The sequence below is a fragment of the Streptomyces sp. NPDC044921 genome (assembly GCF_056432865.1).
Genome location: NZ_JBWKIF010000009.1, coordinates 26,829 through 52,249, shown reverse-complemented (window position 1 = coordinate 52,249; position 25,421 = coordinate 26,829). Strand labels below are relative to the sequence as shown.

Below are 25,421 nucleotides of genomic sequence, written 5' to 3'. Positions count from 1 at the left end.
CAGTGGCGATGGCCGAGCTCGTGGAACACGGACAGCTGTACATCGGCGGGGAGTTGACCGACCCACTGGGCCGGGACGTCATCGAGGTGATCTCGCCGCACACGGAGGAGGTCATCGGCCGCGTCCCGCACGCCTCGACGGCGGACGTGGACCGCGCCGTGGCGGCGGCGCGGCGGGCGTTCGACGAGGGGCCCTGGCCGCGGATGAGCCTCGACGAGCGGATCGAGGTCGTCGGCCGGATCAAGGACGCGATCGCCGCCCGGCACGACGAGATCGCCCGCGTGATCTCCGCCCAGAACGGCTCGCCGTACTCCTGGAGCGTCCTCGCCCAGGCCCTCGGCGCGGTCATGGTGTGGGACGCGGCGATCACCGTCGCCCGCGGCTTCACCTACGAGGAGCGGCGCGACGGCGTCCTCGGCCGGATCCTGGTGCGGCGCGAGCCGGTCGGAGTCGTCGCGGCCGTCGTCCCCTGGAACGTCCCGCAGTTCACCGCCGCCGCCAAGCTCGCCCCCGCCCTGCTCACCGGCTGCACGGCCGTCCTCAAGCCCTCGCCCGAGTCGCCGCTCGACGCGTACCTGCTCGGCGGGATCGCCCGCGAGGCCGGACTGCCCGAGGGCGTGCTGTCCATCCTCCCCGCCGACCGGGAGGTCAGCGAGTACCTGGTCGGGCACCCCGGCATCGACAAGGTGTCCTTCACCGGCTCGGTCGCGGCCGGCCAGCGCGTGATGGAGGTCGCGGCCCGCAACCTCACACGCGTCACCCTCGAACTGGGCGGCAAGTCGGCGGCCGTCGTCCTGCCCGACGCGGACGTCGAGACGGCGGTGGCGGGCATCGCCCCCGCGGCGTGGATGAACAACGGCCAGGCCTGCGTCGCCCAGACCCGCGTCCTGCTGCCGCGCTCCCGCTACGACGAGTTCGCCGACGCCCTGGCCGCCGCGGCCGGGGCCCTGACCGTCGGCGACCCGCTGGACCCGGCGACCGAGGTGGGCCCGCTGGTGGCGAAGCGGCAGCAGCAGCGCAACCTCGACTACATCCGCATCGGCCAGGAGGAGGGCGCCAAGATCCTCACCGGCGGCGGACGTCCGGCCGGCCTGGACCGCGGCTGGTACGTGGAACCGACCCTCTTCGGCGACGTCGACAACTCCATGCGCATCGCCCGTGAGGAGATCTTCGGCCCGGTGATCTGCCTGCTGCCCTACGACGACGAGTCCGACGCCGTGAAGATCGCCAACGACTCCGAGTACGGGCTGAGCGGCAGCGTCTGGACGGCGGACGCCGAGCGCGGCATCGACATCGCCCGGCGGGTCCGCACGGGCACCTACTCGGTCAACACCTTCAGCCTGGACATGCTCGGCCCCTTCGGCGGCTACAAGAACTCCGGCCTGGGGCGGGAGTTCGGTCCCGAGGGGTACGGCGAGTACCTGGAGCACAAGATGATCCACCTGCCGGCGGACGCGTGACGATGGGCGACCGCTGGCACGTCGAGGTCGACCGATCCCTGTGCATCGGCTCCGCCCAGTGCCTCCACCACGCCCCCGGCGGCTTCCGCCTCGACCCCGCCCGCCAGTCCCACCCGGTCGCCCCGGACACGGACGCGAACGAACGGATCCTGGAGGCGGCCGAGAGCTGTCCGGTGGAGGCGATCACGATCACGCTGGGGGACAGCGGGGAGCCGGTGTTCCCGCCGGAGGAATAGCGCCCGGAAAATCATGTTTCCGGGGGTTCCGTTCCCGGCGGAGGGTTCTACCCTGGAAACAGGCCTACGGGACGAGTGAGGGAGTCCGACCGCAGTGGCCGACTCGGGCAGGAAGCCCCGACTTCCGCCGGTGCCGACTGCGACGGTAGGGCTGAGAGGCCGGAAGACCGCGGGACCGCGAGGTCCGCGGCCGGAAGGCGACCCCCAGGACCTGATCCGGACCATGCCGGCGAAGGGAACCCGTCTCGTAGGTCACTGCTGTGGGTCCGGTGGTCGCGCGGGTCACCGCCGCGGGCCCGGCGCCGTCAGGTCGATCAGACGGCAGACCGTCTCGATGTCGATCTTGACCTGGGCGATCGAGGCGCGGCCCGAGAGCCAGGTGATCAGCGCGGAGTGCCAGGTGTGCTCGATGACCCGGACCGCCGACAACTGCTCCGGGCTCGGGTCCTCCTGGCCCATCGCGTCCAGGATGATCGCCGTGGTCTGCCGGGAGACCTGGTCGACCTCGGGGCTCACGCTGCGGTCGGCGAAGGTGAGCGCGCGGACCATCGCGTCGGCCAGGTGCGGCTCGCGCTGCAGGGCGCGGAAGGCCCGCATCAGCGTCTCGGCGACCCGCTCGGCCGCCGTGGCGCCCTGCGGCGGCTTCTTCCGGAGCGTGCCGTGCATGTGCTCCAGCTGGTCCTGCATCGTCGCGACCAGCAGATGGATCTTGGAGGGGAAGTAGCGGTACAACGTGCCCAGCGCCACCTGTGAGGACTCCGCGACCTCACGCATCTGCACGGCGTCGAAACCGCCCCGGCTGGCCAGCTGCGCGCTCGCGCGCAGGATGCGGCGACGACGGGCCTCCTGCCGCTCCGTCAGCGGCGGGGAGGCGGGGGCTGCGGTTCCGGCCACCACCTGGGCCGGTTTGGCCACCTTGTTCACCTTGGCGTTCACCTGGGCTTCCGCGGGCATGGGTCGGTCCCGTTCCGTGACCGTCCGTGAGGACGAGTGATCAGACAGCATGGCACGGCACCGGCCGTGGCGTGAATCACCTGATCCACTGGTCACAGCGCCCCTACCTGCCGGTAGATTCGGAGCCTCCGAACGATCAAGTCTGAAACTTGTTCTAGATTAGCGTCCCGGCGTAATCTCGCGGGACAGTGCAGGGAGAAGGGGGCCCAGAGTGACCGCTGAGGCCAGGGAGGCCGGGGCTCCGGAGGACCCCGCTGCCGACGGCTTGCGACCGCTCGACATCGCGCTCCTCACCTATAAAGGGAACCCGTTCTGCGGCGGCCAGGGCGTCTACGTCCGGCACCTCTCCCGCGAACTGGCCCGCCTCGGCCACCGGGTGGAGGTCATCGGCGCCCAGCCGTACCCCGTCCTCGACGAGGGCTACGACGGCCTGGGCCTGACCGAGCTGCCCAGCCTCGACCTGTACCGCCAGCCGGACCCCTTCCGCACGCCGGGGCGCGGCGAGTACCGCGACTGGATCGACGCGCTGGAAGTCGCCACGATGTGGACCGGCGGCTTCCCCGAGCCCCTGACCTTCTCGCTGCGCGCCCGCCGCCATCTGCGGGCCCGGCGCGGGGCGTTCGACGTCATCCACGACAACCAGACCCTCGGCTACGGCCTGCTGGGCGACATCGGCGCGCCCCTGGTGACGACCATCCACCACCCCATCACCGTGGACCGGCAGTTGGAGCTGGACGCGGCGGACGGCTGGCAGCGGCGTTACGCGGTGCGGCGCTGGTACGCGTTCACGCGCATGCAGAAGCGGGTGGCCCGGAGGCTGCCGTCCGTGCTCACCGTCTCCGGCACGTCCCGCCAGGAGATCGTCGACCACCTCGGCGTCCGGCAGGACCGCGTCCACGTCGTCCACGTCGGCGCCGACACCGACCTGTTCTCACCGGACCCCTCGGTGCCGGTGGTGCCGGGGCGCATCGTGACGACCTCCAGCGCGGACGTGCCGCTGAAGGGCCTGGTGTACCTGGTCGAGGCGCTGGCGAAGGTGCGCGTCGAGCACCCCTCGGCGCATCTCGTCGTGGTCGGCAAGCGCCCGGCGGAGGGGCCGGTCGCCCAGGCGATGGAGCGCTACGGGCTGGCGGGCGCCGTGGAGTTCGTCAAGGGCATCTCCGACGCGGAACTGGTCGACCTGGTGCGCTCGGCGCAGGTCGCGTGCGTGCCGTCCCTCTACGAGGGCTTCTCGCTGCCGGCCGCGGAGGCCATGGCGACGGGGACGCCGCTGCTCGCCACGACCGGGGGCGCGATCCCCGAGGTCGCCGGGCGGGACGGCGAGACCTGCCTGGCGGTGCCGCCGGGCGATGCCGAGGCCCTGGCCGCGGGGCTGGGCCGCCTGCTGGGCGACCCGGACCTGCGCGCCCGGCTCGGCGCGGCCGGGCGCGAGCGGGTCCTGCGGCACTTCACCTGGGCCCGGGCCGCGGAGGGGACGGTGGCCCGGTACCGCGAGGCGATCGACCGGGCCGGAGGCGGGCACGCCACGGGAGACCACCGGACCGCGCGTCCGTCCCCGGGCAGCGCGGCGACGAAGAACGCGGCTTCTCCGGGTTCCGGCGGTGGTTCGGTGGCGGGGGGCGTGGTGTCTTCGGGTTCCGGCGGTGGTTCGGCGGCGGTGAGGGGCGCGGTCTCCACCGGTTCCGGCGGCGGTTCGGCGGCAGGGGGCGTGGTGTCTTCGGGTTCCGGCGGTGGTTCGGCGGCGATGAGGGGTGGTGCCGGTCCGGTCGCCGTCCCGGCGGCTTCCGTGTCCGCGGCGGGTGCCGGATCCCCGGCCTCCGCGGCGCCGGCCGGGGCCGGTTCCCCGGGTTCCGTGGGGTCGGCCGGGGCCGGTTCCGCGGGTTCCGTGGGGTCGGCGGACGCCGGCTCCCCGCTGTCCGCGTCCTCGGCCGGTGCCGTCTCCCCGGCCCCCGCGGCCGCGACGGGGGCCGCTGCCCCCTCCTCCGGGTCCCCGGCGGGCGCCGTCCCCCCGGCCCCCGCAGATGTCCCAGGCGTCAACTCCGAAAGCAGGGCCACGTGCTGACCGTCGACTTCTCCCGGTTCCCGCTCGCCCCGGGCGACCGTGTCCTGGACCTCGGCTGCGGTGCCGGACGGCACGCGTTCGAGTGCTACCGGCGCGGCGCCCAGGTCGTCGCGCTGGACCGGAACGCCGACGAGATCCGCGAGGTCGCGAAGTGGTTCGCGGCGATGGAGGAGGCCGGCGAGGCGCCCGCGGGGGCCACGGCCACCGCCATGGAGGGCGACGCCCTCGCGCTGCCCTTCCCGGACGAGTCCTTCGACGTCGTCATCATCTCCGAGGTGATGGAGCACATACCGGACGACAAGGGCGTCCTCGCGGAGATGGTGCGGGTGCTCAAGCCCGGCGGGCGCATCGCCGTCACCGTGCCGCGCTACGGCCCCGAGAAGGTCTGCTGGGCCCTGTCCGACGCCTACCACGAGGTCGAGGGCGGCCACATCCGCATCTACAAGGCCGACGAACTGCTCGACAGGATCCGCGAAGCGGGCCTCGAACCGTACGGCACCCACCACGCCCACGCGCTGCACTCGCCCTACTGGTGGCTGAAGTGCGCGTTCGGCGTCGACAACGACAAGGCGCTGCCGGTGCGGGCGTACCACAAGCTGCTGGTCTGGGACATCATGAAGAAGCCCCTGGCCACCCGGGTCGCCGAGCAGGCGCTCAACCCGCTGATCGGCAAGAGCTTCGTGGCGTACGCGACCAAGCCGCACCTGCCGCGTCCGGCCGGCACCGGGACGGACGCCACGTGACCACTCCCCGGACGGAACACCTGGTCCTGCCCGGGGTCCTCACCGCCGGGCAGGCCGCAAAGACCGTCGCCGGCATCCTCGCCGTGCAGCGCGAGGACGGCGCGATCCCCTGGTTCCGGGGGCACCACCTCGACCCCTGGGACCACGTCGAGGCCGCCATGGCCCTGGACACGGCCGGTGAGCACGAGGCCGCCGAGCGGGCCTACCTGTGGCTGGCCCGGCACCAGAACGAGGACGGCTCCTGGTACGCGGCCTACGCCGACGGGGAGTTCGCCGACGTCACCGACCGCGGCCGCGAGACCAACTTCGTCGCCTACATAGCCGTCGGCGTCTGGCACCACTACCTGTCCACCGGCGACGACACGTTCCTGGAGCGGATGTGGCCGGCGGTGTACGCGGCGGTGGAGTTCGTGCTGCGCCTGCAGCAGCCCGGCGGGCAGATCGGCTGGCGGCGCGACGACGACGGCACGGCCACCGCCGACGCCCTGCTGACCGGCTCCTCCTCGATCCACCACGCGCTGCGCTGCGCCCTGGCCATCGCCGAGCAGCGCGAGGAGCCGCAGCCCGACTGGGAGCTGGCGGCGGGCGCGCTGCGGCACGCGATACGGCACCACCCCGAGCGGTTCCTGGACAAGAACCGGTACTCGATGGACTGGTACTACCCCGTGCTGGGCGGCGCGCTGACCGGGGCGGAGGCCAAGGCCCGGATCGAGGAGGGCTGGGAGCGGTTCGTCGTCCCGGGGCTGGGCGTGCGGTGCGTCGTGCCCAACCCGTGGGTGACGGGTGGTGAGTCGGCCGAACTCGCCCTCGCCCTCTGGGCGATGGGGGAGTCCGACCGGGCTCTTGAGGTGCTGCAGTCCATCCAGCACCTGCGGGACGCGGACAGCGGGCTCTACTGGACCGGGTACGTCTTCGACGACGACGCGATCTGGCCGCGGGAGCTGACGACGTGGACGGCCGGGTCGCTGCTGCTCGCCGTCGCCGCGCTGGGGGGCCACGAGGCGACCTGCGCGGTGTTCGGCGGGGAGCAGTTGCCCAGGGGCCTGGAAGCGGACTGCTGCGGCTGAGTGCTCGCGGGCGCGGGTTCGTGCGTGGTGCTCGGCGCACTTCCCCGCGCCCCTGAAGGACGTGCCCCTGGGGGCGGCCTCAGTGCCGGTGCACCCGGTTCGCGATCGCGTGGCCCACGAACAGGTACACCACCGCCGCCAGGCCGTAGCCCGCGACGACCCTGGCCCAGGCCTCGTCGAACGTGAACAGGTCGTGCGACCAGCCGGCCAGCCAGCGGGCCGCGTCGTGGATGAACTGGACGAAGTCGTTCGCCGGGTTCGCGTCCAGCAGGTACATCAGGATCCACAGGCCCAGGATGAGGGCCATGATGTCGGCGACGACCGCGATGATCGTGCCGGCTTGATTCGCGCCGTTGCGATATCGAGGGGACATACCTTGCGGATTGCCCTCGAACCCCGGATGAAACCAGGGTGTTCGATCAGGAGTTCAACTCGGCGAGCACCCGCAGCGTCTCCCGGTCCGGCGACAGCACGAGCAGGTCCGTCACCGGCCCCTCGCGCCACGACTGGAGCCGCTCCGCGATGCGTTCGCGCGGGCCGACCAGGGAGATCTTGTCGGCGAAGGCGTCCGGGACCGCCCGCACGGCCTCCTCGCGGCGGCCCTCGGCGAACAGCCGCTGGATCCTGCGCGCCTCCTCCTCGTACCCCATGCGGGCCATCAGGTCCGCGTGGAAGTTCCTGGTCGCGTGGCCCATCCCGCCGATGTAGAAGCCGAGCATCGCCTTGACCGGCAGCAGGCCCTGGGCGACGTCGGCGCAGACCCGGGCCTGCGCCATCGGCGCGACCAGGAAGCCCTCGGGCAGTCCGGCCAGGGCCGGGCCGTACGCCTCCGGCCGGGTCGGCGCCCAGTACAGCGGCAGCCAGCCGTCGGCGATCCGCACCGTCTGGGCGACGTTCTTCGGGCCCTCCGCCCCGAGCAGGATCGGCAGGCCGGCGCGGAGCGGGTGCGTGATCGGCTTGAGGGGCTTGCCGAGGCCGGTGGCGTCCGGGCCGCGGTAGGGGTGGGCGTGGAAGCGGCCGGGCAGTTCGACCGGGGCCTCGCGGCGCAGCACCTGCCGCAGGACGGCGACGTACTCGCGGGTGGCGGTGAGCGGGGAGGCGGGGAACGGGCGGCCGTACCAGCCCTCCACCACCTGCGGGCCGGACAGTCCGAGACCCAGCAGCACGCGGCCGCCGGAGAGGTGGTCCAGGGTCAGGGCGTGCATCGCGGTGGTGGTCGGCGGGCGGGCCGCCATCTGCGCGACCGCCGTGCCCAGGCGGATGCGGGAGGTGTGCGCGGCGATCCAGGTGAGCGGCGTGAAGGCGTCCGAGCCCCAGGACTCCGCCGTCCAGACCGAGTCGTAGCCGAGCCGCTCCGCCTCCTGCGCGAGGGCCACGTGGCCGGGGGAGGGACCGCGGCCCCAGTAGCCGAGCGCGAGTCCGAGCCGCACGCCTGCCTCCTGACGGTGCGTCAGCCGACGGGGCCACGACTGTACGGCAACGGCCCCCCGCCCGGAAGGGCAAGGGGCCGTGCGAGAGGCCGTGGGGGCTCAGCCGCGCTGGATGCCGGAGGTGTCCTGGAGGACACCGCGGCGGCCGTCCTGCGTCTGGGCGACGAGGGCCGCGCCGCGCTGCTCGACGGCCAGGTACCAGGTGCCCGGCGCGAGTTCGGCGATGGGCGTGGGCGAGCCGTCCTCCGCGAACAGCGGGCGCGGCACCGGCACGGCGAACCAGAACGGGGAGAAGTCCCCGGCCGGCGGCTGCGGGGCCTGGGCCTGCTGCGGCTGGGGCTGCCCGCCGAACGGCTGTCCCGGCTGCGGCTGGCCGTAGCCGCCGGGCTGCTGGGCGCCCGGGTAGCCGTAACCGCCCTGGGGCTGGCCGTCGTAGGGCTGCGGGGCGGCGGGGCGCGGGGCGGGGACGAGGGCGCCCTTGAGGGCGGGGACCAGGGGGGTGGCGAGGGCGGCGGCGGCCATCAGCAGCGTGGCGACGAGGGCGAGGATCATGCCGATGCCGGGGCTGGGGGCGCCCGAGCTGCCGTTCTCGCCGATGTTGTCGAAGCCGCCCGGCACGTCGAAGATGTTGCCGAGCGCGCTCCAGGCGGCGAACACCGTGAAGGCCACGCCGGACGGGACGAGTTCCAGCCCCGCGATCTTGGGAGCCTGCGGCAGGCCCCGGCCGACGACGACGAGCGCGGCGCCGATGATCCCGGCCAGCACGACGCTGAACACGACCGGGCCGCTGCCCCACAGGCTGGGGAGGTCGACGCTGTCGGGGACATTGTCGAACGAGTAGAGGTCGAGGAACGACGCGATCAACAGCAATACCGCTGCTCCGATCACCACGCCGTCGCCCCGAGTGAGGGAGCGGATATTCACTTCAGGTCCTTCGTATGTCGTCTCGTCGTCGGTAGAGGCGTCGCTGTCACCATGTCGCCGTCCGGACTCGGTGTGAAGCGCGGGGGTGGCCCCTCATCGTAAGGAGGACCCTATCGTCCGCCCCATCAGGGTGTCCGCCGGGATCTGCCGGTCCGCACCTACCCGCGCAGGAAGCTCACGATTCCCTCAGAGATCCCTTGCGCCGCCTTCTGTCGCCAGGCGCCGCTGGTGAGCAACGCCGCGTCCTTGCTATCGCGCATGTTGCCGCACTCGATGAACACCTTGGGAACCGTTGACAGATTGAGACCGCCGAGGTCCTTGCGCGTGACGAGGCCGGTCCCGTCGCCGACGTAGTTGGAGGGAGCGGTGCCGGTGACGGCCACGAAGCGGCCCGCGACGCGCTCGCCGAGGTCGCGGGAGGGGCCCACGATCGCCCGGGTGTCCGCGGCGCCCGCCCGGACCGTGCCGGGCAGGATCACGTGGAAGCCGCGGTTGCCGGCGCCCGAGCCGTCCGCGTGGATCGACACCACCGCGTCGGCCTTCGCCTCGTTGCCGATCCGGGCCCGCTCGTCCACGCACGGGCCCCACGGGCGGTCGCCGTCCTGCGTCAGCCGCACCGTGGCGCCCTGCTCCTCCAGGAGCGCGCGCGTCCGGTGCGCCACGTCGAGGGTGAACTCCGCCTCGGTGTAGCCGTCGTTGGTGGTGGTGCCCGTGGTGTCGCACTCCTTGCGGTTCGTCCCGATGTCCACCTGGCGGTTGATCTCGCTCGGGTGCCGGAAGTTGCCCGGGTTGTGCCCTGGGTCGATGACGACGACCCGGCCCTTGAGCGGGCCGGACGCGGCGGGCGCCGAGGTCGCGGAGCCCGTGGGCGTCGGCGACGGCTGCTTGCCGTCCTCGCCGGGGGTGCGGGGCGCGGCGCTCGCGGACGCCCCCGCGTCAGCCCGGCCGGTACCGCCCCCCTCCCCCGAGCCGCCCACGGTCGCGTAGACCAGCCAGCCGAGCAGCGCGCCCGGCACGAGCGCGGCGAGCGCCACGGTCAGGGGGCCGCGACGGGAGCGGCGGGGCTGGGGAGGTTCGAAGTCCGGGCCAACGTACGACACGCAGCCACCCTAGCGGCCGGCCGGCGGGGAGGCGGTCCGTGGCGGCCCGACGGGTGGCCCGACCGGCCCGGGCCGGCGGCCCGGCCGAGGCGGACCGGGCTGCCACCGGGGCAGCCGGGCCGGTGCGGGGGGAGGCGAGTGGTGGGTTGAGGGGCGGGCCGCGTGGTGGGGGACCGGGTGTGGTGGGGCGGTGTGGGTGGGGCGTCGCGGTGGGGCCGTGACGCGCTCGGTGTCCACGGTGCCGGACCAGTGCGTGGCCCGTGCGGCCCAGGGGTGTGCGGAGTCCGGCCGGCGCGGCCGGGGCGGGGCGTCGCCACCGGCCGGGGCGGGGCGGTCGCGGGTGGGGCGGTCAGGAGCCGGAGTCGGCGTCGCCGTGCCGTACCGCCTCCTTCACCCGTGCCTCCACCTCATGGCGCGGGGTGTCCTCCTGCCTGGCGTAGGCCGTCACCGCGGCCTGGACGTCCCGGGCCAGGTCGCGCCAGGCGCGCCAGGCCGTCTCCCACGTGGTGGTCTGCTGGTCGCTCCACTTGGTCTGGGTGGGCGGCCCGTACGCGTCCTGCAGCTGACGCACGCGGGCGTACGCCTCGTCCGCCGCGCGCTGCTTCTCCACGAGCTCTGCGAAGGTGTGTGCCACGCGCCCGGATCCTTGGGCAGCGGCACGCGCCCGCCGACGCGCCACGCCGCCCGTGGGCCGACCGGGCGGGGGCGGACGGGGCGCGGTTCACCCGCCCAGCCGTTCCCTCAGACGCCCGGGCCGGTGCGCCGCAGCACCCGCAGCGAGTCCGTCACCGAGACCTCCGTGAAGGCGCCCGAGGCGAGCGCCCGGAGGTAGACGCGGTAGGGGGCCTGGCCGGTGAACTCGTCCCGCGGGTCGGGGAAGACGTCGTGGATGAGCAGCAGCCCGCCCTCGGCGACGTGCGGGGCCCAGCCCTCGTAGTCGGCGGTGGCGTGCTCGTCGGTGTGGCCGCCGTCGATGAAGACGAGGCCGAGCGGTGTGCGCCAGAACGCGGCGATCTGCGGGGAGCGGCCGACCAGCGCCACCACGTGCTCCTCCAGGCCCGCCCGGTGCAGGGTGCGCCGGAACGCCGGCAGCGTGTCCATCACACCGAGCTCCGGGTCGACCGTCTCCGCATCGTGGTACTCCCAGCCCGGCTGCTGCTCCTCGCTGCCCCGGTGGTGGTCCACGGTCAGCGCGCTCACCCCGGCCTCCCGGGCCGCGTCGGCCAGCAGGATCGTGGAGCGCCCGCAGTACGTGCCGACCTCCAGCAGCGGCAGCCCCAGCCGCCCGGCCTCCACGGCCGCCGCGTACACGGCCAGCCCCTCGGCCACGGGCATGAACCCCTTCGCCGCCTCGAACGCGGCCAGGATCTCGGGCTTCGGGGCCGCGGGCATGGGGTTCCTCTCGTTCGTACGACACTCCGGGCGCCCATGCTGCCGTACCCCCTGCCGGGGAACGACAGGGGGTACCGGTGCCGGGGCGGCGACGGGAGGGGCCGGTGGGCGCGGGTCAGGCGGAGACGGTCTCACCCGGCAGCGACAGGTCCAGGTCGACCGGGCGGTCGTCACCGGCGTGGGCCGCCGAGGAGGCGAGCGGGCCGTGGCCGCGGGCGCGGGCGGCGACGACGTAGGAGCCCCGCGCGGGGACGGTGAGCGCGTAGCTGCCGTCGTCGGCGGAGAGGGTCGCGCCGGCCTGCCGGCCACGGTGGTCGATCAGGGTGACCCTGGCGCCGGCGACCGGGGAGCCGTCGGCGGACAGCACCCGGCCCCGGAAGCCGCGCAGCACGCCCTCGGCCCGCTCCAGCGCCGCGTCCTCCTCGCTGCCGGCGCGCAGCTGGAGCCTGTCCGAGGGGCGGCGGCCCGGCAGGAAAAGCGCCAGCAGCAGGCCCACGGCGACCGCGCCGGTCGCGATCAGGAAGGAGACGCGAAAGCCCCGCATGGTCGGGATCTCGACGCCGCCGACGGTGTCCGCGGTGCTCGCCAGGACCATGCCGATCACGGCGCTCGACACCGACGTGCCGATGGACCGCATCAGGGTGTTGAGGCCGTTGGCCGCTCCGGTCTCCGATGCCGGGACCGCGCCCACGATCAGCGCGGGCAGCGAGGAGTAGGCCAGGCCGATGCCCGCGCCGAGCAGGACCGAGATGACCAGGCTCTGCCAGGCGGCGCTCATCAGGCCGAGGCCGGCGCCGTAGCCGATCGCGATGATCAGCAGGCCGAGGATGAGGGTGACCTTGGGGCCGTACGTGGCGGACAGCCGGGCGTAGACCGGCGCCGTGAACATCATCGTCAGGCCGAGCGGAGCGACGAGCAGGCCCGCGACGACCATCGACTGGCCGAGGCCGTACCCGGTGGACGTCGGCAGCTGGAGCAGCTGCGGCAGGACCAGGGAGACGACGTAGAAGGAGACACCGACCATGATCGAGGCGAGGTTGGTGAAGAGCACGGCCGGGCGGGCCGTCGTGCGCAGGTCGACCAGCGGGGCCTTCACGCGCAGTTCCATCACGCCCCACAGCACGAGCACGGCCGCCGACGCGGCGAACAGGCCGAGCGTGGTGCCCGAGGCCCAGCCCCAGTCGCTGCCCTTGGTGATCGGCAGCAGGAACAGCACGAGCCCGGCGGACAGCCCCAGCGCGCCCGGCAGGTCGAAGGAGCCCCCGGCGCGCAGCGGGGACTCCGGCACGACGAGGAGGGTGAGGACGATGGAGAGCACGCCGAGGCCGGCGGCTCCGTAGAACAGGGCGTGCCAGTCGCTGTGCTGGGCGACCAGGGCGGCGGCGGGCAGGGCGAGGCCGCCGCCGACGCCTATGGAGGAGCTCATCAGGGCCATCGCCGAACCGAGCTTCTCGCGGGGCAGCATGTCGCGCATCAGGCCGATGCCGAGCGGGATGGCGCCCATCGCGAAGCCCTGCAGCGTCCGGCCGGTGATCATCAGCAGCAGGTCGCTGGTGAGCGCGCTGACGAGGGCGCCCACCACCATCACCGAGAGGCTGAGGATCAGCATGCGGCGCTTGCCGTGGAGGTCGCCCAGGCGGCCCATGATCGGGGTGGCCACGGCACCCGAGAGCAGGGTCGAGGTCAGGACCCAGGTGGCGTTGCCGGGGGCGGTGTCCAGCAGTTGCGGCAGGTCCTTGATCACCGGGACGAGCAGGGTCTGCATCACCGCGACGACGATGCCCGCGAAGGCGAGCACCGGTACCACGGTCCCGCTCGCCGCGCCGTCGGGACGTACTGCCGTCGTCTGCGTCATGGAGAGGGGCCTCCGGGCCGGGGTCGGGGTGGACACGGTTACATGCGGTGTGAACCTTGTATGCGCAGGCAACTATTCCGTTGTTTTGGCACTCTAACGAAATCTTGACCTTCTCTTGGGACAGGAGGCCGGACCGGCCGTGGCCCTAGGTCGAAATCCCGATGCCGGGAGCGTGAAGTGGTTGAGAGCATGACACCCATGGCCGAAGCCGCCGAGATGACCCGTGCGTCCCGCCGCACCTCGCCCCCCACCTGGCTCGTCGTGACGCTCACCTGCGCCGGGCAGTTCCTCGTCGTCCTGGACGTCTCCGTCGTCAACGTGGCGCTGCCGTCCATGCGCGGTGGGCTCGGGCTGAGCGAACAGGGCCTGCAGTGGGTGGTGAACGCCTACGTGATCGCCTTCGCCGGGTTCATGCTGCTCGGCGGCCGCGCCGGGGACCTCTACGGCCGCAAGCGGATGTTCCTCGTCGGGCTCGGACTGTTCACCCTGGCCTCGCTGGCCGGCGGGCTGGCGCGGGCGGAGTGGCACCTGCTCCTCGCCCGGGCGGCGCAGGGGCTCGGCGCGGCGGTGCTGGCGCCGTCGACCCTGACCATCCTCACCGCCTCCGTGCCCGAGGGCGCGGCCCGGGCCCGGGCCATAGGGACCTGGACGGCGGTCGGTGCGGGCGGGGGCGCGGCCGGGGGTCTGGTCGGCGGGCTGCTGGTGGAGGCGCTGTCCTGGCGGTGGGTGCTGCTGATCAACGTGCCCGTCGGCGCCGTCGTGCTGTGCGCCGCCGCCTGGTTCCTCGCCGAGGGCCGGGCCGGGGACGGGCGCCGCCTGGACCTGCCCGGCGCCCTGTGCGTCACGGCCGGACTCGGCACCCTCGCCTACGGCATCTCCCAGACGGAGGCGGAGGGCTGGACGGCACCGGCCACGCTGGTGCCGCTGCTCGCCGGGCCGGCCCTCCTCGGACTGTTCCTCGTCGTCGAGGCGCGCACCGCCAGCCCGCTGATGCCGCTCGGGCTGCTGCGCCTGCGCTCGGTCTCCTCCGCGAACGTCGCCATGTTCCTCAGCGGCTCCGCGATGTTCTGCATGTGGTTCTTCATGACCCTCTACGCGCAGAACGTCCTCGGCTACACCCCGCTGGAGGCCGGACTCGCCCTGGTCCCCAGCTCCCTCGCCGTCGTCCTCGGCTCCAAGCTGGCGCCCCGGCTCATGCGGCAGGCAGGCCCGCGCAGCGTGGCGGTGCTCGGCACGCTCGTCGCGGTGGCGGGCTTCGCCTGGCAGTCCACGATGACCCCCGAGGCTTCCTACGCGACGGCGGTCCTCTGCCCCGGCGTCCTGATGATGCTCGGCGCGGGCCTGGCGGCGACCCCGCTGGCCTCCCTGGCCACGTCCGGCGCGGCCCCCGGGGAGGCCGGACTGGTCTCCGGCCTCGTCAACACGTCCCGCACGATGGGCGGTTCCCTCGGCCTGGCGGTCCTCTCCACCCTGGCGGCGGCCCGCTCGGCCGGGAGCACGACACCGCAGGCCCTCACCGAGGGGTACGCGCTCGCCTTCCGGGTGGGCACCGGGGTCCTGGCCGCCGGCGTGGTGCTGATGTGGATCTGGCTGCCGCGGGACGCGGCGCCGGGGGAGCGGTAGGCCGCCGGTCTCGGACCCGCCGCGCGGAAAGCGTCCGTCGCGTGGTCCGCAACGCCCCTTCCACGGCTCCTGGACGGCGCGTCACGAGACGTTCGGGGCAGGGGTGGTATGGGCCCTGGGCGAGGCGGGCCCTCGCTCCGCACAGGGCCGTACGGCGCTGCGTGCCTGGCCCTCAAACCGCGTCTGACCTGGTACTTCTTCCCTCGGCCGCCTAGATTTGTCACACGCGGAAGGGGGCCGGATGGACCGGAACATACGCACTCTGGACGACGTACTCACCCTGCTCGACGGGTTGTTCGCGCCCGAGGCCGACCGGTGGTCGAAGCGCGGGGCCGGTTGGTGGGACGAGTTCTACGCCGACCGGGCCCGGTCGGTGCCGTTCTTCGTGGCGAAGCCGGACGAGAACCTGGCGCGTCACGTGGAGAGCGGACTGGTCGGTGCGGGACGGGTGCTCGAACTGGGCTGTGGCCCCGGACGCAACGCGCTCTACCTGGCGGCCCGGGGCTTCGAGGTCGACGCGGTCGACCTCTCCCCGGCGGCCCTCGACTGGGCCCGGGACCGGGCGCGTGAGACCGGGGTGGAGGGCGTCCGGTTCCACTGCGGGGACGCTTTCGCCCTTGCCGGCACGCACCTCACCGGCCCCTACGACCTCGTGTACGACTCCGGTTGCTTCCACCACCTGCCACCGCACCGGCGGGTCAGCTATCTGGCCCTGGTGGAAAGGGTCCTGGCCCCCGGTGGCTTGCTCGGCCTCACCTGCTTCGCCGCCGGGGAGGGCGGCATGGGATCGGAGGTGTCCGACGCGGATTTCTACCGCGAGGGAGCCGGGCTGCGGGGCGGGCTCGCCTACACGCCCGAGGCGTTGCGCGGGATCTTCTCCGGGCTGAGCACGCTCGAACTGCGGCGGATGCGCGACGAGCCGGAGGAGTCCGACCGCTTCGGCGAGTCCTTCCTGTGGACCGCACTCTTCCGGCGCGAGCGTGCCCCGGGCGGGGATCCGGCCCGGGTGGGGGGCGCCGCGTAGGGCCACGGGCGGCCAAGGTGCCGGTCCCGCCGGTGGCGGAAGACCCGTTCTGCCCGGGAGCGGGTGCCACGCAAGGCGGGGCCGGGAGGGGCGCACGGTGCCTGGCCGTGGCGGCGGCGGCCGGTCAGCACGCGCCGGGGGCGTGCGCGGTGTGCGGAGCCGCGAGGGCGGTGGGCCGGCCGGACGAGCCCCCGGGGGACGGCTGGTTATCCGCGCGGGGTCGGGCGCGGTGTGCCGAGCAGGGAGGTCAGGCTCTCGGTGAAGGCCGTCGCCGAGTGGTCGGCGTGGGCGCGGATGCGCGCGGCGACCGCCCCGGCCCCGCCGCCCTCCAGGAGGCGCACGAGGCGGTCGAGGTCCCGCTCGCGGCCCGCCCGTCCCTCCGTTCCCTCCTGGGTCGACAGGTAGAAGTCCGTCGCGTCGTAGGCCATGTGGAAGACGTGCTTCTTCACGTCGCTCAGCGTCAGGTAGTCGTCGTGCGTCTTGGGCGTCGGCTCGGGAGCCCCGACGCACACCGCCGGGGTTCCGGCGCCCCAGGCGTTGACCGCCAGGTGGTAGGTGTCCGTGATGACCAGCCGGTACCGGGGCAGCACCGCGAGCAGGTCACCGATGGTGTGGTCGCCGGGGCGGGCCGGGATGTGGCCGACCGCGGCGGGGACGTCCCGCTCGAACCAGGGCAGCCATTCCAGCGGGGCGCCCAGCCGGTCGGACAGGGCCTGGCAGTGGGCGGGCAGCCAGTCGGGGACCGGCGTGCGGGCGCCCAGGAACACGCCGATCGCACCGCCCTGCGGCACCGACCGCGACCACGGCGTGGTCGGCAGGTGGCCGAGGTCACCGGGGCGGGACAGCAGTGCCGCGTCCGCGCCGAAGTGGTCCGTCGTACGGTCCCCGCGCAGGTGCTGGATCTTCACCGCCGAGAGCGGGTCGCGCACCCACATCCGGTGGCTGCGCCGCACCAGGCGCGTGAAGAGCGGGCCGTACTCCTTGTCCTCGTAGTCGGACTGGGCGTTGTGCAGGATGGTGCCGCCGTAGCCGATGGTCCGGGCGAGGAGCTCGTCGGGCTGGTCCGCGAGGAGCAGTGTCCGGTTGAGCAGGCTCCGGGCGGCGTCCCGGTCGGCGGCGATGCCGAAGTCGAGCAGCCGGTTGGTCGCGTCCTGCGCCAGGTAGTGCCGGGTGTGCAGGAAGTCGCCCCAGAAGACGACCGCGTCGTGGTCGCGCAGCGCGTCGAGGTTCTCGGCCAGCGGATGGAAGACGAACGGGACGCCGGTGCCGCGCGCGCACTCCCGCAGGGGCACGGTCTCCGGCGTGTGCAGCGTGTACCAGGTGGCGTCGAAGGCGCTGCCCGCCCGCCGCCGCAGGGACTCGAACGCCAGGTCGACGCTCAGCATGCCGGTGTTGCGGTACCCGATGTTCGGCGCTGTGATGACGGCGACGCGTGCCATGTGCTCCGTTTCCCCTGGTGGTCGCGGCTGCTGCCCAGCCGGTGCCGGCGCCGCCGAGGCGCGGCGCGGACGCCCGGCCAACGTACACGCCGGTACCGCGACACGGGCAACCCGCCCGGTGGCGCCGCACCCCTGATCTGACACGTCGTCAGGAGGGTTCACAACTGTGGGGGCCTCGGCTATACAGAGGGCGCGGGACTGGAACGCGTTCCAGTTCGGCGCCCAGGCGGCCTCGGCGCGGCCGGCGGTGCGGACGGCCGCGCCGAGGTCCTTCCCACGGCGATCAGGAGCCCCATGCCCATCGACGCAGCCACGGCGCTCGCCGCCGGACCCCGGACCGGCGAGCTCTCCTGGGACCACAGGGACGTGCAGCTCTACCACCTCGGCATCGGCGCAGGCACCCCCGCCACCGACCCCGACGAGCTGCGCTACACCCTGGAGTCCCGGCTGCACGTCCTGCCCAGCTTCGCCACCGTCGCGGGCGGCGGCAGACCCGGGGTGACCGGCGGGCTGTCCATGCCGGGCGTCGACGTCGACCTCGCCCGCGTCCTGCACGGCGGCCAGAGCCTGGTGGTCCACCGGCCCCTGCCCGTGACGGGCAAGGCCACCGCGTCCCACCGGATCGCCGCCGTGTACGACAAGGGCACGGCGGCCGTCCTCGTCCTGCGCACCGACGTCACCGACGCCGAGGGCCCGCTGTGGACCAGCGACGCCCACATCTTCGTCCGCGGCGAGGGCGGCTGGGGCGGCGACCGCGGCCCCTCCACCCGCGCCGAGCCCCCCGCCGGCGACCCCGACCGGACCGTGGAACGCCCGGTCCGTGAGGACCAGGCCCTGCTCTACCGCCTCTCGGGCGACTGGAACCCCCTGCACGCGGACCCCGGGTTCGCCGAGCGCGCCGGCTTCGAACGGCCCATCCTGCACGGCCTGTGCACCTACGGCCTGACGCTCAAGGCGGTCGTCGACACGCTGCTCGGCGGAGACGTCACCCGGGTCCGGTCGTACAGCACCCGCTTCGCCGGAGTCGTGTACCCGGGGGAGACGCTGCGGATCCGCATGTGGCACGCGCCGGAGTCCACCCGGGTCGCCGTCACCGCCGTCGAGCGCGACGACGCGCCGGTCCTGACCGGCACGACCGTCGGACACACCCGATCGCACACCTGAGTCCAGCACGCCGTACGAGGGGAGCCGCACCATGCGCGCAGCCGTACTGCACGAGATCGGCCAGGACGAACTGGAGATCCTCGACGACGTCGAGGCGGTGGGCTTCGGACCGGGCAAGGTGCGCATCCGGGTGCGCGCCACGGGGCTGTGCCACTCGGACCTGTCCGCGATGAGCGGGGTGCTGCCGCAACCCGCGCCGTTCGTGCCCGGGCACGAGGGGGCGGGCGAGATCCTCGAAGTCGGCGAGGGCGTGCACCACGTGAGGACCGGGAACCGGGTCGTGGTGTGCTGGCTGCCCGCCTGCGGCGCCTGCCCGGCCTGCAGGCGGGGGCAGACCGAGCTGTGCCTGGCGGGGTTCATGAACGCGGGCACCCCCAACTTCAGGCGCCCCGGCGGCGACGTCTTCGGCTTCGCCGGCACCGGCACCTTCACCGAGGAGGTCGTCGTCGACGCCGGCTGCGCGGTGCCCGTCCCCGACGACGTGCCCTTCGACATCGCCGCCCTCATCGGCTGCGGCGTGACGACCGGCCTCGGTGCCGCGCTCAACACCGCTGATCTGGAGGCCGGTTCGCCGGTCGCGGTGATCGGCTGCGGAGGCGTCGGCGTCTCGGTCATCCAGGGCGCCCGGCTGCGCGGCGCCGCCGAGATCGTCGCCGTCGACCCGGTCGCCTCCCGGCGTGAGGCGGCCGTCCGCTTCGGCGCCACCCGGGCCGTCCCGCCCGACGAACTGCCCGACGCCAAGCAGCGGATCACCGGCGGCGAGGGCTTCGACCACGTCTTCGAGGTCGTCGGCAGGTCCGCCACGGCCCGCGCCGCGTACGACGCCACCCGGCGCGGCGGCACCCTCGTCGTGGTCGGCGCCGGCGCCATGGACGACGAGCTGCGGCTGAACATGTTCGAGCTGTTCTTCGACGAGAAGCGGATCCTGCCGTCCCTGTACGGCGGCGGGGACGTCCAGCGCTCCTACGAACGCGCCATCGCCCTGTGGCGGGCCGGACGCGTCGACCTGGCCGGCCTGATCACCCACCGCGTTCCGTTCTCCGGGATCAACGAGGCCCTGGACCAGATGCGGACCGGGACGGCCCTGCGCACCTGCATCGAGATGTGAGGACGGACGCCATGCCGCTGCCGCTGAGGGGACTGTCGGCGATCGTCACGGGGGCGGGCCGGGGACTCGGCCGGGCCGAGGCGCTGGAACTCGCCCGGCTGGGCGCCGCCGTCGTCGTCAACGACCACGGGCGGCCCGGCCGCGACGGCAGCGGCGAGGCCTCGGCCGGGCCCGCCGAGGAGGTCGCCGCCGAGATCCGCGCCGCGGGCGGGGCCGCCCTCGCCCACAGCGGCGACGTCTCCGACTTCGGGCAGGCCCGGGAGCTGGTCGAACTGGCCGTCACCGCGTACGGCAGGCTCGACATCCTGGTCAACAACGCGGGCATCCTGCGCGACCGCATGGTCTTCTCGATGACCGAGGAGGAGTGGGACTCCGTGCTGCGCGTGCACCTCAAGGGGCACTTCAACACGACCCGCTTCGCCGCCGCGCACTGGCGGGAGCGGTCCAAGCGGGCCGGGCGGCCGGTGTCCGGGCGGATCGTCAACACCTCCTCCGAGGCGTTCCTGGCCGGATCCGCCGGGCAGCCCAACTACGCGGCGGCCAAGGGCGGGATCGTCGGCCTCACGACCTCCACGGCCCTCGCCCTCGGCAAGTACGGCGTGACCGCCAACGCCATCTGCCCGCGCGCCCGCACCCGGATGACCGAGGACGTCTTCGCGGGCGTTGAACCGTCCCCCGCGGGCGGCCTCGACCCGCTCGCCCCCGAGCACGTCGCCCCGCTCGTCGGCTACCTGGCCTCACCCGCCGCCGCGCACGTGACCGGGCAGCTGCTCGTGGTGCACGGCGGGATGGTCGCCGTCGTCGAACGGCCGCGGGTCGCCGCCGTGTTCGGCAGCAAGCAGGCCACCTTCACCTACGACGAACTGGACGCCGTCCTCGGGCCGTACTACGCGGACCGGCCGGCGGGGGAGACGTTCGCGGCGGCGGAGGTGCTGGGGTTGAAGCGCGGCTGAGGCGGGGGGCGGAGGGGCGGCCGGGTTGCGGGGCGGACGGGTGGCGGAGCGGCCGGGCACGGACACGGGCACGGGGCACGGACGCGGACACGGGGCACGGACGCGGAACGGCCCTTCCGGCGTGCGGCGGAAGGGCCGTTCGCGCTCAGGTGACCGACGTACCGTCAGGCCGCGGTCCCTGCTTGCCCGGCCTCCGCCACCGGCTTGCGGTGGCGTCCGCGCGGTGCCGTCTCGCTGTCGTGCGGGGAGACCTCGCCACGGTGCCGGCCGTGGCCGGTGGAGGTCTCCTGGACGTCGGCATGGTGCGGCTGGTTCGTGCTGGCGTCGCTCATCGGATGGAATTCACCCCGTCAACATGATCTTTTTTACAGCCGGGTGAGTCTAACCGGCCCCCCACACCCCGGATCCAGACGGCCACGCCAACCGGCATTAGTTCGTTACAAGACGCCCCAACGGCGCTTCCTGAAGGGGCACGGGCCGTGCGGCCGAGGGCGCCGGCGGCGCCGGGGGCGTGGCGGGCCGGTGTGCGGCGGCGGGCTGTCCGGGCTCCGCCGATGTCATGGGTCCTGCCGATGTCCCGGGCTCCGGACATGTCCCGGGCTCCGGACATGTCCCGGGCTCCGGACATGTCCCGGGCTCCGGACATGTCCCGGGCTCCGGGGCCGGCCCGAGCCGTTCCGCAGCCGGGGCGGCCGACCCGGGGCGGGGGAGCGGGGCCGCCGGTTCGGGCCGGGGAAGCGGGGCCGCCGGTTCCCGCCCGACGAGGGGTGGCACGGCGGTGGCCGCGGAGTCCGGAAGCGGGGAGCCGGTGCCGGCCTCCCGGAGCGGCGAGGCGGTGCCGGCCCCCCGGAGCGGCCGCGCGGTGCCGGTCTCCGGATGCGGCGGCGCGGTGCCGGTCTCCGGAAGCACGGGCGCGGGCGGTCGCACCCGCGCCACCCCGCAGGGCACCGCCTCCGTCGCGTACGGCAGCCGCAGCACCCCGTCCGCCGTCCACAGGCCCGCCCCCGCCAACCACCCCCGGGGAGCCGGGAGATGGTGCACCCGCCGCTCGGCCGGCCGCCACACCCCGACCCAGCTGCCCGCGGGCCCGTCGACCCGCAGCGCCACCGCGCAGCTCTCCGGCGTCAGCACCTGCCCCGGCTGGATCGCGAACGGCGTGACGGCGCAGTCCCGCAGCCGCAGGCACTCCGGGAACCGCACCGGCAGCGTGCTGCCCAGCACCCCCCAGCCCAGCCGCCCCTGCCCCGGCGAGGGCGCGTCGGAGCGGACGATCAGCAGGCCGCTGTCGTGATCGGCGAGCAGCAGCCGGTCGTCGCTGTCCGCGGCGATCTGCAGCAGCGGCGACACCTCGCCGCCGCGCTCCAGGTCCACCACGACCGCCTTGATGCGCCCGCCCGTCTCCCGGTCCAGGGCCAGCAGCCGCCCCGCGGGGTCCAGCCACACCCCGCCCGAGCCGCGGCCGGGCAGCTCCGCCACCTTCTCGGGCCCGAAGGCGCCGCCCGCCACCAGCCACACCGACGTCGAGCGCGAGTCCACCGCCAGCGCGTACGCCCTCTCCCCGCCGGGCACGGGCGGCAGCAGCCGCAGCCGGGCGCTGTCGTCCGGGCACTGGACCGCGCCCAGCGGCAGCTCGCCGGTGCCCGGCCCCGTCGGGTACAGCAGCGAGAAGGCGTGCCGCCCGGCCACCCGCCGGTGGATGAGGACCCGCCCGTCGCCCATCGGGTGCACCTCGGTGCCCGGCTCCTCCGGCTGGTTGCGGGGCAGGGGCACCGCGTAGGGCTCGGGGCCGTCGAGGGTCCAGCGCTCCGGGAACCAGGCGTCGCCGGCCGACGCGAGGCGCGCGCCGTAGGCGCCGTCCGCGCTGAGCGTGCAGCCGGCCGGCGCGGCACCGTCCCCGTCCTCGTGCCCCGCCGAAGGCTCGATCGCACAGGCAGTCATCGTTCGGTCACCTCCAGTGACGAACGTAGTTTTCGCACGAACGGGCGGGGAATTCCCTGGCACCCGACTTCACACATAAGGGTGTTCCAGGAACGATTCGCCTGAGAGGGAGGGGGCGTTTGTGCTGAGCGGGGCGAGGGCGGGTGGCCGGGGGCGGTGGCGGTTCAACGCCACAGATCAGGCGGGTAGCCTTGCACCCGTGCCCCGTCTGTCTGAAGTCATCGCCGCGCTGGAGACCCTGTGGCCCGCCGAGCGGGCCGAGTCCTGGGACGCGGTCGGCACCGTCGCGGGCGACCCGGACCAGGAGGTCACGCGCGTGCTGTTCGCCGTCGACCCGGTCCAGGAGATCGTCGACGAGGCGGTGCAGCTGGGCGCCGACCTGCTCGTCACCCACCACCCGCTCTACCTGCGCGGCACCACGACGGTCGCGGCGACGCACTTCAAGGGCCGCGTCGTCCACACCCTCATCAAGAACGACATCGCGCTGCACGTCGCCCACACCAACGCCGACACCGCCGACCCGGGTGTCTCCGACGCCCTCGCGGGCGCCCTGGACCTCCGGGTCACCGGGCCGCTGGTGCCCGACCCCACCGACCCCGAGGGCCGGCGGGGCCTGGGCCGCGTCTGCGCGCTGGACCACCCGCTGACCGTCCGCGAGCTCGCCGACCGCGCCGCCCGGCGGCTGCCCGCCACCGCGCAGGGCATCCGGGTCGCCGGCGACCCGGAGGCGCTGGTGCGCACGGTCGCCGTCAGCGGCGGCTCCGGCGACAGCCTCTTCGACCACGTACGTGCCGCCGGCGTCGACGCCTTCCTCACCGCCGACCTGCGCCACCACCCGGCGGCCGAGTTCCTGGCCGATCGCGCCCACAGCCCCCTCGCGCTGCTCGACGCGGCGCACTGGGCCACCGAGTGGCCCTGGTGCGAGCTGGCCGCGAGCCAGCTCGACGAGATCTCCGACCGGCACGGATGGGACCTGCGCGTCCACGTCTCCACGACGGTCACCGACCCCTGGACCGCCCACGCGGCCTCGACCACTTCTGACCCCCTGGGAGCCCCGAACTGAACGCCGCGCCCGCCGACCAGATCCGCCTCCTCGACCTCCAGGACCTCGACGTCCGCCTCCAGCAGCTGGCACACCGGCGGAAGTCGCTGCCCGAGCACGCCGAGATCGAGGCGCTGACCAAGGACCACACGCAGCTGCGCGACCTGCTCGTCGCCGCGCAGACCGAGGAGAGCGACACCGCACGCGAGCAGACCAAGGCAGAGCAGGACGTGGACCAGGTGCGCCAGCGCGCCACCCGCGACCAGCAGCGCCTGGACTCCGGTGCCGTCACCTCCCCGAAGGACCTGGAGAACCTCCAGCGCGAGATCGCCTCGCTCGCCAGGCGGCAGGGCGACCTGGAGGACGTGGTCCTGGAGGTCATGGAGCGCCGGGAGTCCGCGCAGGAGCGGGTCGCCGAGCTGACCGAGCGGGTCTCCTCCGTGCAGGCCAAGATCGACGACGCGACCGCCCGGCGTGACGCGGCGTTCGAGGAGATCGACGCCGAGGTCGCCACGGTCACCAAGGAGCGCGAGGTCATCGCCGGGTCCGTCCCCGACGACCTGCTCAAGCTCTACGACAAGCTGCGCGCGCAGCAGGGCGGCATCGGCGCGGCGAAGCTGTACGCGCGCAGCTGCCAGGGCTGCCGCCAGGAGCTGGCCATCACCGAGCTGAACGAGATCCGCCGGGCGGCGCCCGACACGGTGATCCGCTGCGAGAACTGCCGCCGCATCCTGGTGCGCACGTCCGAGTCCGGCCTCTAGGCCCCGGGGGAGCCGTTCCGGTGCGGGAGTTCATCGTCGAGGCGGACGGCGGGTCGCGGGGCAACCCGGGGCCCGCGGGCTACGGGGCCGTGGTGAGCGACGCGGCGACGGGGGAGACGCTGCGGGAGGCCGCCGAGTACATCGGCGTCGCCACGAACAACGTCGCCGAGTACCGCGGTCTGCTGGCCGGCCTGCGCGCCGCCCACGCGCTGGACCCGGCCGCCACCGTCCACGTACGGATGGACTCCAAGCTCGTCATCGAGCAGATGTCGGGCCGCTGGAAGATCAAGCACCCCGCCATGAAGCCGCTGGCGGCGGAGGCGGCCCGGATCTTCCCACCGGGGCGCGTGACGTACGAGTGGATCCCCCGGGAGCGGAACAAGCACGCGGACCGGCTGGCCAACGAGGCGATGGACGCCGGGGCGAAGGGCGAGCAGTGGTCGGAGCCGGCCTCGACGGCCGAGCTGGACACGGCGGCCCGGAAGGTGACTCAGGCGCCGGAGCCGCCGGGCGACGCGGCGGCGGGCGCGGCTCGCGTGCGCGACGCGCTGGCGGCGGGCCGCGCGGGAGCCGACGCCGGCGTCCGGGACGCGGGGCGCGAGAGCTCCCCTGCGGGGGGCGCCGCGGGCTCCCCCGGTGCCGGAACACCCGCCGCCGGCAGCGCCGCCGCCGAGTCCTCGGCCGACGTCCGTGCTGCCCAGGGCGATGCCGCCGGCCAGGGGGGCGCCACCGCCGCGGGCCGTCCAGGTGCGCGGGCCGCCGTGACCAGGAGCCCTGCCGACACGGCTGGTGCCGCTGCCCCGGCTGCTCTGACCGACAGCCGCGCCGTCGAATCCTCCGCCGACGCCCGTGCCGCCGAGGCCGGCGCCGGGGCCCGGGCTGAGGTGACCGGCCGCTCCGGTGGAGGGGTGGATGCCGACGCCCGTGCCGCCGAGGCCGGCGCCGGCGCCCCGGCCGCCGTGACCGGCAGCCCCGGTGGCAAGGCCGCCGCCGACGCCCGTGCCGCCGGGGCCCGGGCTGAGGTGACCGGCAGCCCCGCCGGCAAGACGGCCGCCGACGCCCGTGCCGCCGAGGCCGGCGCCGGGGCCCGGGCTGAGGTGACCGGCCGCTCCGGTGGAGGGGTGGATGCCGACGCCCGTGCCGCCG

At 74.3% G+C, this 25,421-nt stretch carries 24 protein-coding genes; 13 read left to right on the top strand and 11 right to left on the bottom strand.

The genetic code is table 11. From position 1 onward, the window contains the following. Positions 1–8: 8 nt before the first annotated feature. Together AC07DA_RS16015 and AC07DA_RS16010 are read left to right on the top strand one after the other, a co-directional pair. On the top strand, positions 9–1,460 hold the full coding sequence (locus tag AC07DA_RS16015) for an aldehyde dehydrogenase (protein ID WP_479128500.1): 1,452 nt from the start codon (positions 9–11) through the stop codon (positions 1,458–1,460). Between the two features lie 2 nt (positions 1,461–1,462). After that, positions 1,463–1,696, top strand: coding sequence for a ferredoxin (locus AC07DA_RS16010; RefSeq protein WP_479128498.1), 234 nt, complete (start codon positions 1,463–1,465; stop codon positions 1,694–1,696). A 282-nt stretch (positions 1,697–1,978) separates the two neighbouring features. Here the strand turns inward: AC07DA_RS16010 and AC07DA_RS16005 are convergent, their stop codons facing one another. Further along, positions 1,979–2,650 carry a TetR family transcriptional regulator gene (locus tag AC07DA_RS16005; protein ID WP_479128496.1) on the bottom strand — a complete coding sequence of 224 codons (672 nt, stop codon included), beginning with the start codon at positions 2,648–2,650 and terminating at the stop codon, positions 1,979–1,981. Between the two features lie 211 nt (positions 2,651–2,861). On the opposite strand from AC07DA_RS16005, the gene AC07DA_RS16000 reads away from it, so the two are divergent. From AC07DA_RS16000 to AC07DA_RS15990, 3 genes are read left to right on the top strand one after another with little or no spacing between them, the layout of a single operon-like run. Then, positions 2,862–4,712, top strand: coding sequence for a glycosyltransferase family 4 protein (locus tag AC07DA_RS16000; protein ID WP_479128494.1), 1,851 nt, complete (start codon positions 2,862–2,864; stop codon positions 4,710–4,712). Beyond that, a complete protein-coding gene (locus AC07DA_RS15995) occupies positions 4,706–5,455 on the top strand; it encodes a class I SAM-dependent methyltransferase (protein ID WP_479128492.1) in 750 nt (249 codons plus the stop codon). Before AC07DA_RS16000 ends, AC07DA_RS15995 begins: the two co-directional genes overlap by 7 nt. Then, positions 5,452–6,522, top strand: coding sequence for a prenyltransferase/squalene oxidase repeat-containing protein (locus tag AC07DA_RS15990; RefSeq protein ID WP_479128490.1), 1,071 nt, complete (start codon positions 5,452–5,454; stop codon positions 6,520–6,522). The genes AC07DA_RS15995 and AC07DA_RS15990 overlap by 4 nt, the downstream gene beginning before the upstream one ends. 79 nt (positions 6,523–6,601) lie before the next feature. On the opposite strand, the gene AC07DA_RS15985 is transcribed toward AC07DA_RS15990, so the two are convergent. The 7 genes from AC07DA_RS15985 to AC07DA_RS15955 all read right to left on the bottom strand — a co-directional run bounded on the left by AC07DA_RS15985 (position 6,602) and on the right by AC07DA_RS15955 (position 13,223). Next, positions 6,602–6,895 carry a hypothetical protein gene (locus AC07DA_RS15985; protein WP_479128488.1) on the bottom strand — a complete coding sequence of 98 codons (294 nt, stop codon included), beginning with the start codon at positions 6,893–6,895 and terminating at the stop codon, positions 6,602–6,604. 46 nt (positions 6,896–6,941) lie between these two features. Then, positions 6,942–7,952 (bottom strand): LLM class F420-dependent oxidoreductase, encoded by a 1,011-nt coding sequence (locus tag AC07DA_RS15980; protein ID WP_479128486.1) that lies wholly within the window; start codon positions 7,950–7,952, stop codon positions 6,942–6,944. A 99-nt stretch (positions 7,953–8,051) separates the two neighbouring features. After that, positions 8,052–8,876, bottom strand: coding sequence for a hypothetical protein (locus tag AC07DA_RS15975; protein WP_479128484.1), 825 nt, complete (start codon positions 8,874–8,876; stop codon positions 8,052–8,054). Between the two features lie 158 nt (positions 8,877–9,034). Continuing rightward, a complete protein-coding gene (locus AC07DA_RS15970) occupies positions 9,035–9,976 on the bottom strand; it encodes an N-acetylmuramoyl-L-alanine amidase (RefSeq protein ID WP_479128482.1) in 942 nt (313 codons plus the stop codon). Positions 9,977–10,325: 349 nt separating this feature from the next. Continuing rightward, complete coding sequence (locus AC07DA_RS15965) at positions 10,326–10,610, bottom strand: hypothetical protein (RefSeq protein WP_479128480.1); 285 nt, start codon at positions 10,608–10,610, stop codon at positions 10,326–10,328. Between the two features lie 107 nt (positions 10,611–10,717). After that, positions 10,718–11,368 (bottom strand): class I SAM-dependent methyltransferase, encoded by a 651-nt coding sequence (locus tag AC07DA_RS15960; protein ID WP_479128478.1) that lies wholly within the window; start codon positions 11,366–11,368, stop codon positions 10,718–10,720. Positions 11,369–11,483: 115 nt separating this feature from the next. Continuing rightward, positions 11,484–13,223, bottom strand: coding sequence for an MFS transporter (locus AC07DA_RS15955; protein ID WP_479128476.1), 1,740 nt, complete (start codon positions 13,221–13,223; stop codon positions 11,484–11,486). A 198-nt stretch (positions 13,224–13,421) separates the two neighbouring features. Between AC07DA_RS15955 and AC07DA_RS15950 the strand changes: the two genes are divergently transcribed. Together AC07DA_RS15950 and AC07DA_RS15945 are read left to right on the top strand one after the other, a co-directional pair. After that, positions 13,422–14,846, top strand: a complete 1,425-nt coding sequence (locus tag AC07DA_RS15950) for an MFS transporter (protein WP_479128473.1) — start codon at positions 13,422–13,424, stop codon at positions 14,844–14,846. Positions 14,847–15,087: 241 nt separating this feature from the next. After that, the gene (locus AC07DA_RS15945; RefSeq protein ID WP_479128471.1) at positions 15,088–15,870 is read left to right on the top strand and encodes a class I SAM-dependent methyltransferase; all 783 of its coding nucleotides are present in this window, start codon (positions 15,088–15,090) and stop codon (positions 15,868–15,870) included. Positions 15,871–16,076: 206 nt separating this feature from the next. Here AC07DA_RS15945 and AC07DA_RS15940 read toward each other — a convergent pair whose 3' ends face one another. After that, entirely contained in the window at positions 16,077–17,309 is a 1,233-nt protein-coding gene (locus tag AC07DA_RS15940; protein WP_479128469.1) for a hypothetical protein, read from the bottom strand. Between the two features lie 294 nt (positions 17,310–17,603). Here AC07DA_RS15940 and AC07DA_RS15935 point away from each other — a divergent pair, with 294 nt between their 5' ends. From AC07DA_RS15935 to AC07DA_RS15925, 3 genes are read left to right on the top strand one after another with little or no spacing between them, the layout of a single operon-like run. Then, positions 17,604–18,473 carry a MaoC/PaaZ C-terminal domain-containing protein gene (locus AC07DA_RS15935; protein ID WP_479128467.1) on the top strand — a complete coding sequence of 290 codons (870 nt, stop codon included), beginning with the start codon at positions 17,604–17,606 and terminating at the stop codon, positions 18,471–18,473. Between the two features lie 31 nt (positions 18,474–18,504). Beyond that, positions 18,505–19,581, top strand: a complete 1,077-nt coding sequence (locus tag AC07DA_RS15930; protein WP_479128465.1) for a Zn-dependent alcohol dehydrogenase — start codon at positions 18,505–18,507, stop codon at positions 19,579–19,581. Positions 19,582–19,592: 11 nt separating this feature from the next. Continuing rightward, entirely contained in the window at positions 19,593–20,534 is a 942-nt protein-coding gene (locus tag AC07DA_RS15925) for a 3-oxoacyl-ACP reductase (protein WP_479128463.1), read from the top strand. 164 nt (positions 20,535–20,698) lie between these two features. Here the strand turns inward: AC07DA_RS15925 and AC07DA_RS15920 are convergent, their stop codons facing one another. Together AC07DA_RS15920 and AC07DA_RS15915 are read right to left on the bottom strand one after the other, a co-directional pair. Further along, entirely contained in the window at positions 20,699–20,866 is a 168-nt protein-coding gene (locus AC07DA_RS15920; RefSeq protein WP_479128461.1) for a hypothetical protein, read from the bottom strand. Between the two features lie 97 nt (positions 20,867–20,963). Continuing rightward, positions 20,964–22,472 (bottom strand): hypothetical protein, encoded by a 1,509-nt coding sequence (locus AC07DA_RS15915; RefSeq protein ID WP_479128459.1) that lies wholly within the window; start codon positions 22,470–22,472, stop codon positions 20,964–20,966. A 199-nt stretch (positions 22,473–22,671) separates the two neighbouring features. Between AC07DA_RS15915 and AC07DA_RS15910 the strand changes: the two genes are divergently transcribed. The 3 genes from AC07DA_RS15910 to AC07DA_RS15900 form a co-directional block, all read left to right on the top strand. After that, the gene (locus AC07DA_RS15910; RefSeq protein ID WP_479128457.1) at positions 22,672–23,535 is read left to right on the top strand and encodes a Nif3-like dinuclear metal center hexameric protein; all 864 of its coding nucleotides are present in this window, start codon (positions 22,672–22,674) and stop codon (positions 23,533–23,535) included. Next, positions 23,532–24,275 (top strand): zinc ribbon domain-containing protein, encoded by a 744-nt coding sequence (locus tag AC07DA_RS15905; protein WP_479128951.1) that lies wholly within the window; start codon positions 23,532–23,534, stop codon positions 24,273–24,275. Before AC07DA_RS15910 ends, AC07DA_RS15905 begins: the two co-directional genes overlap by 4 nt. Before the next feature lie 20 nt (positions 24,276–24,295). Further along, positions 24,296–25,421, top strand: a 1,126-nt coding sequence (locus tag AC07DA_RS15900) for a reverse transcriptase-like protein (protein WP_479128455.1), incomplete at its 3' end; no start/stop codon positions are given.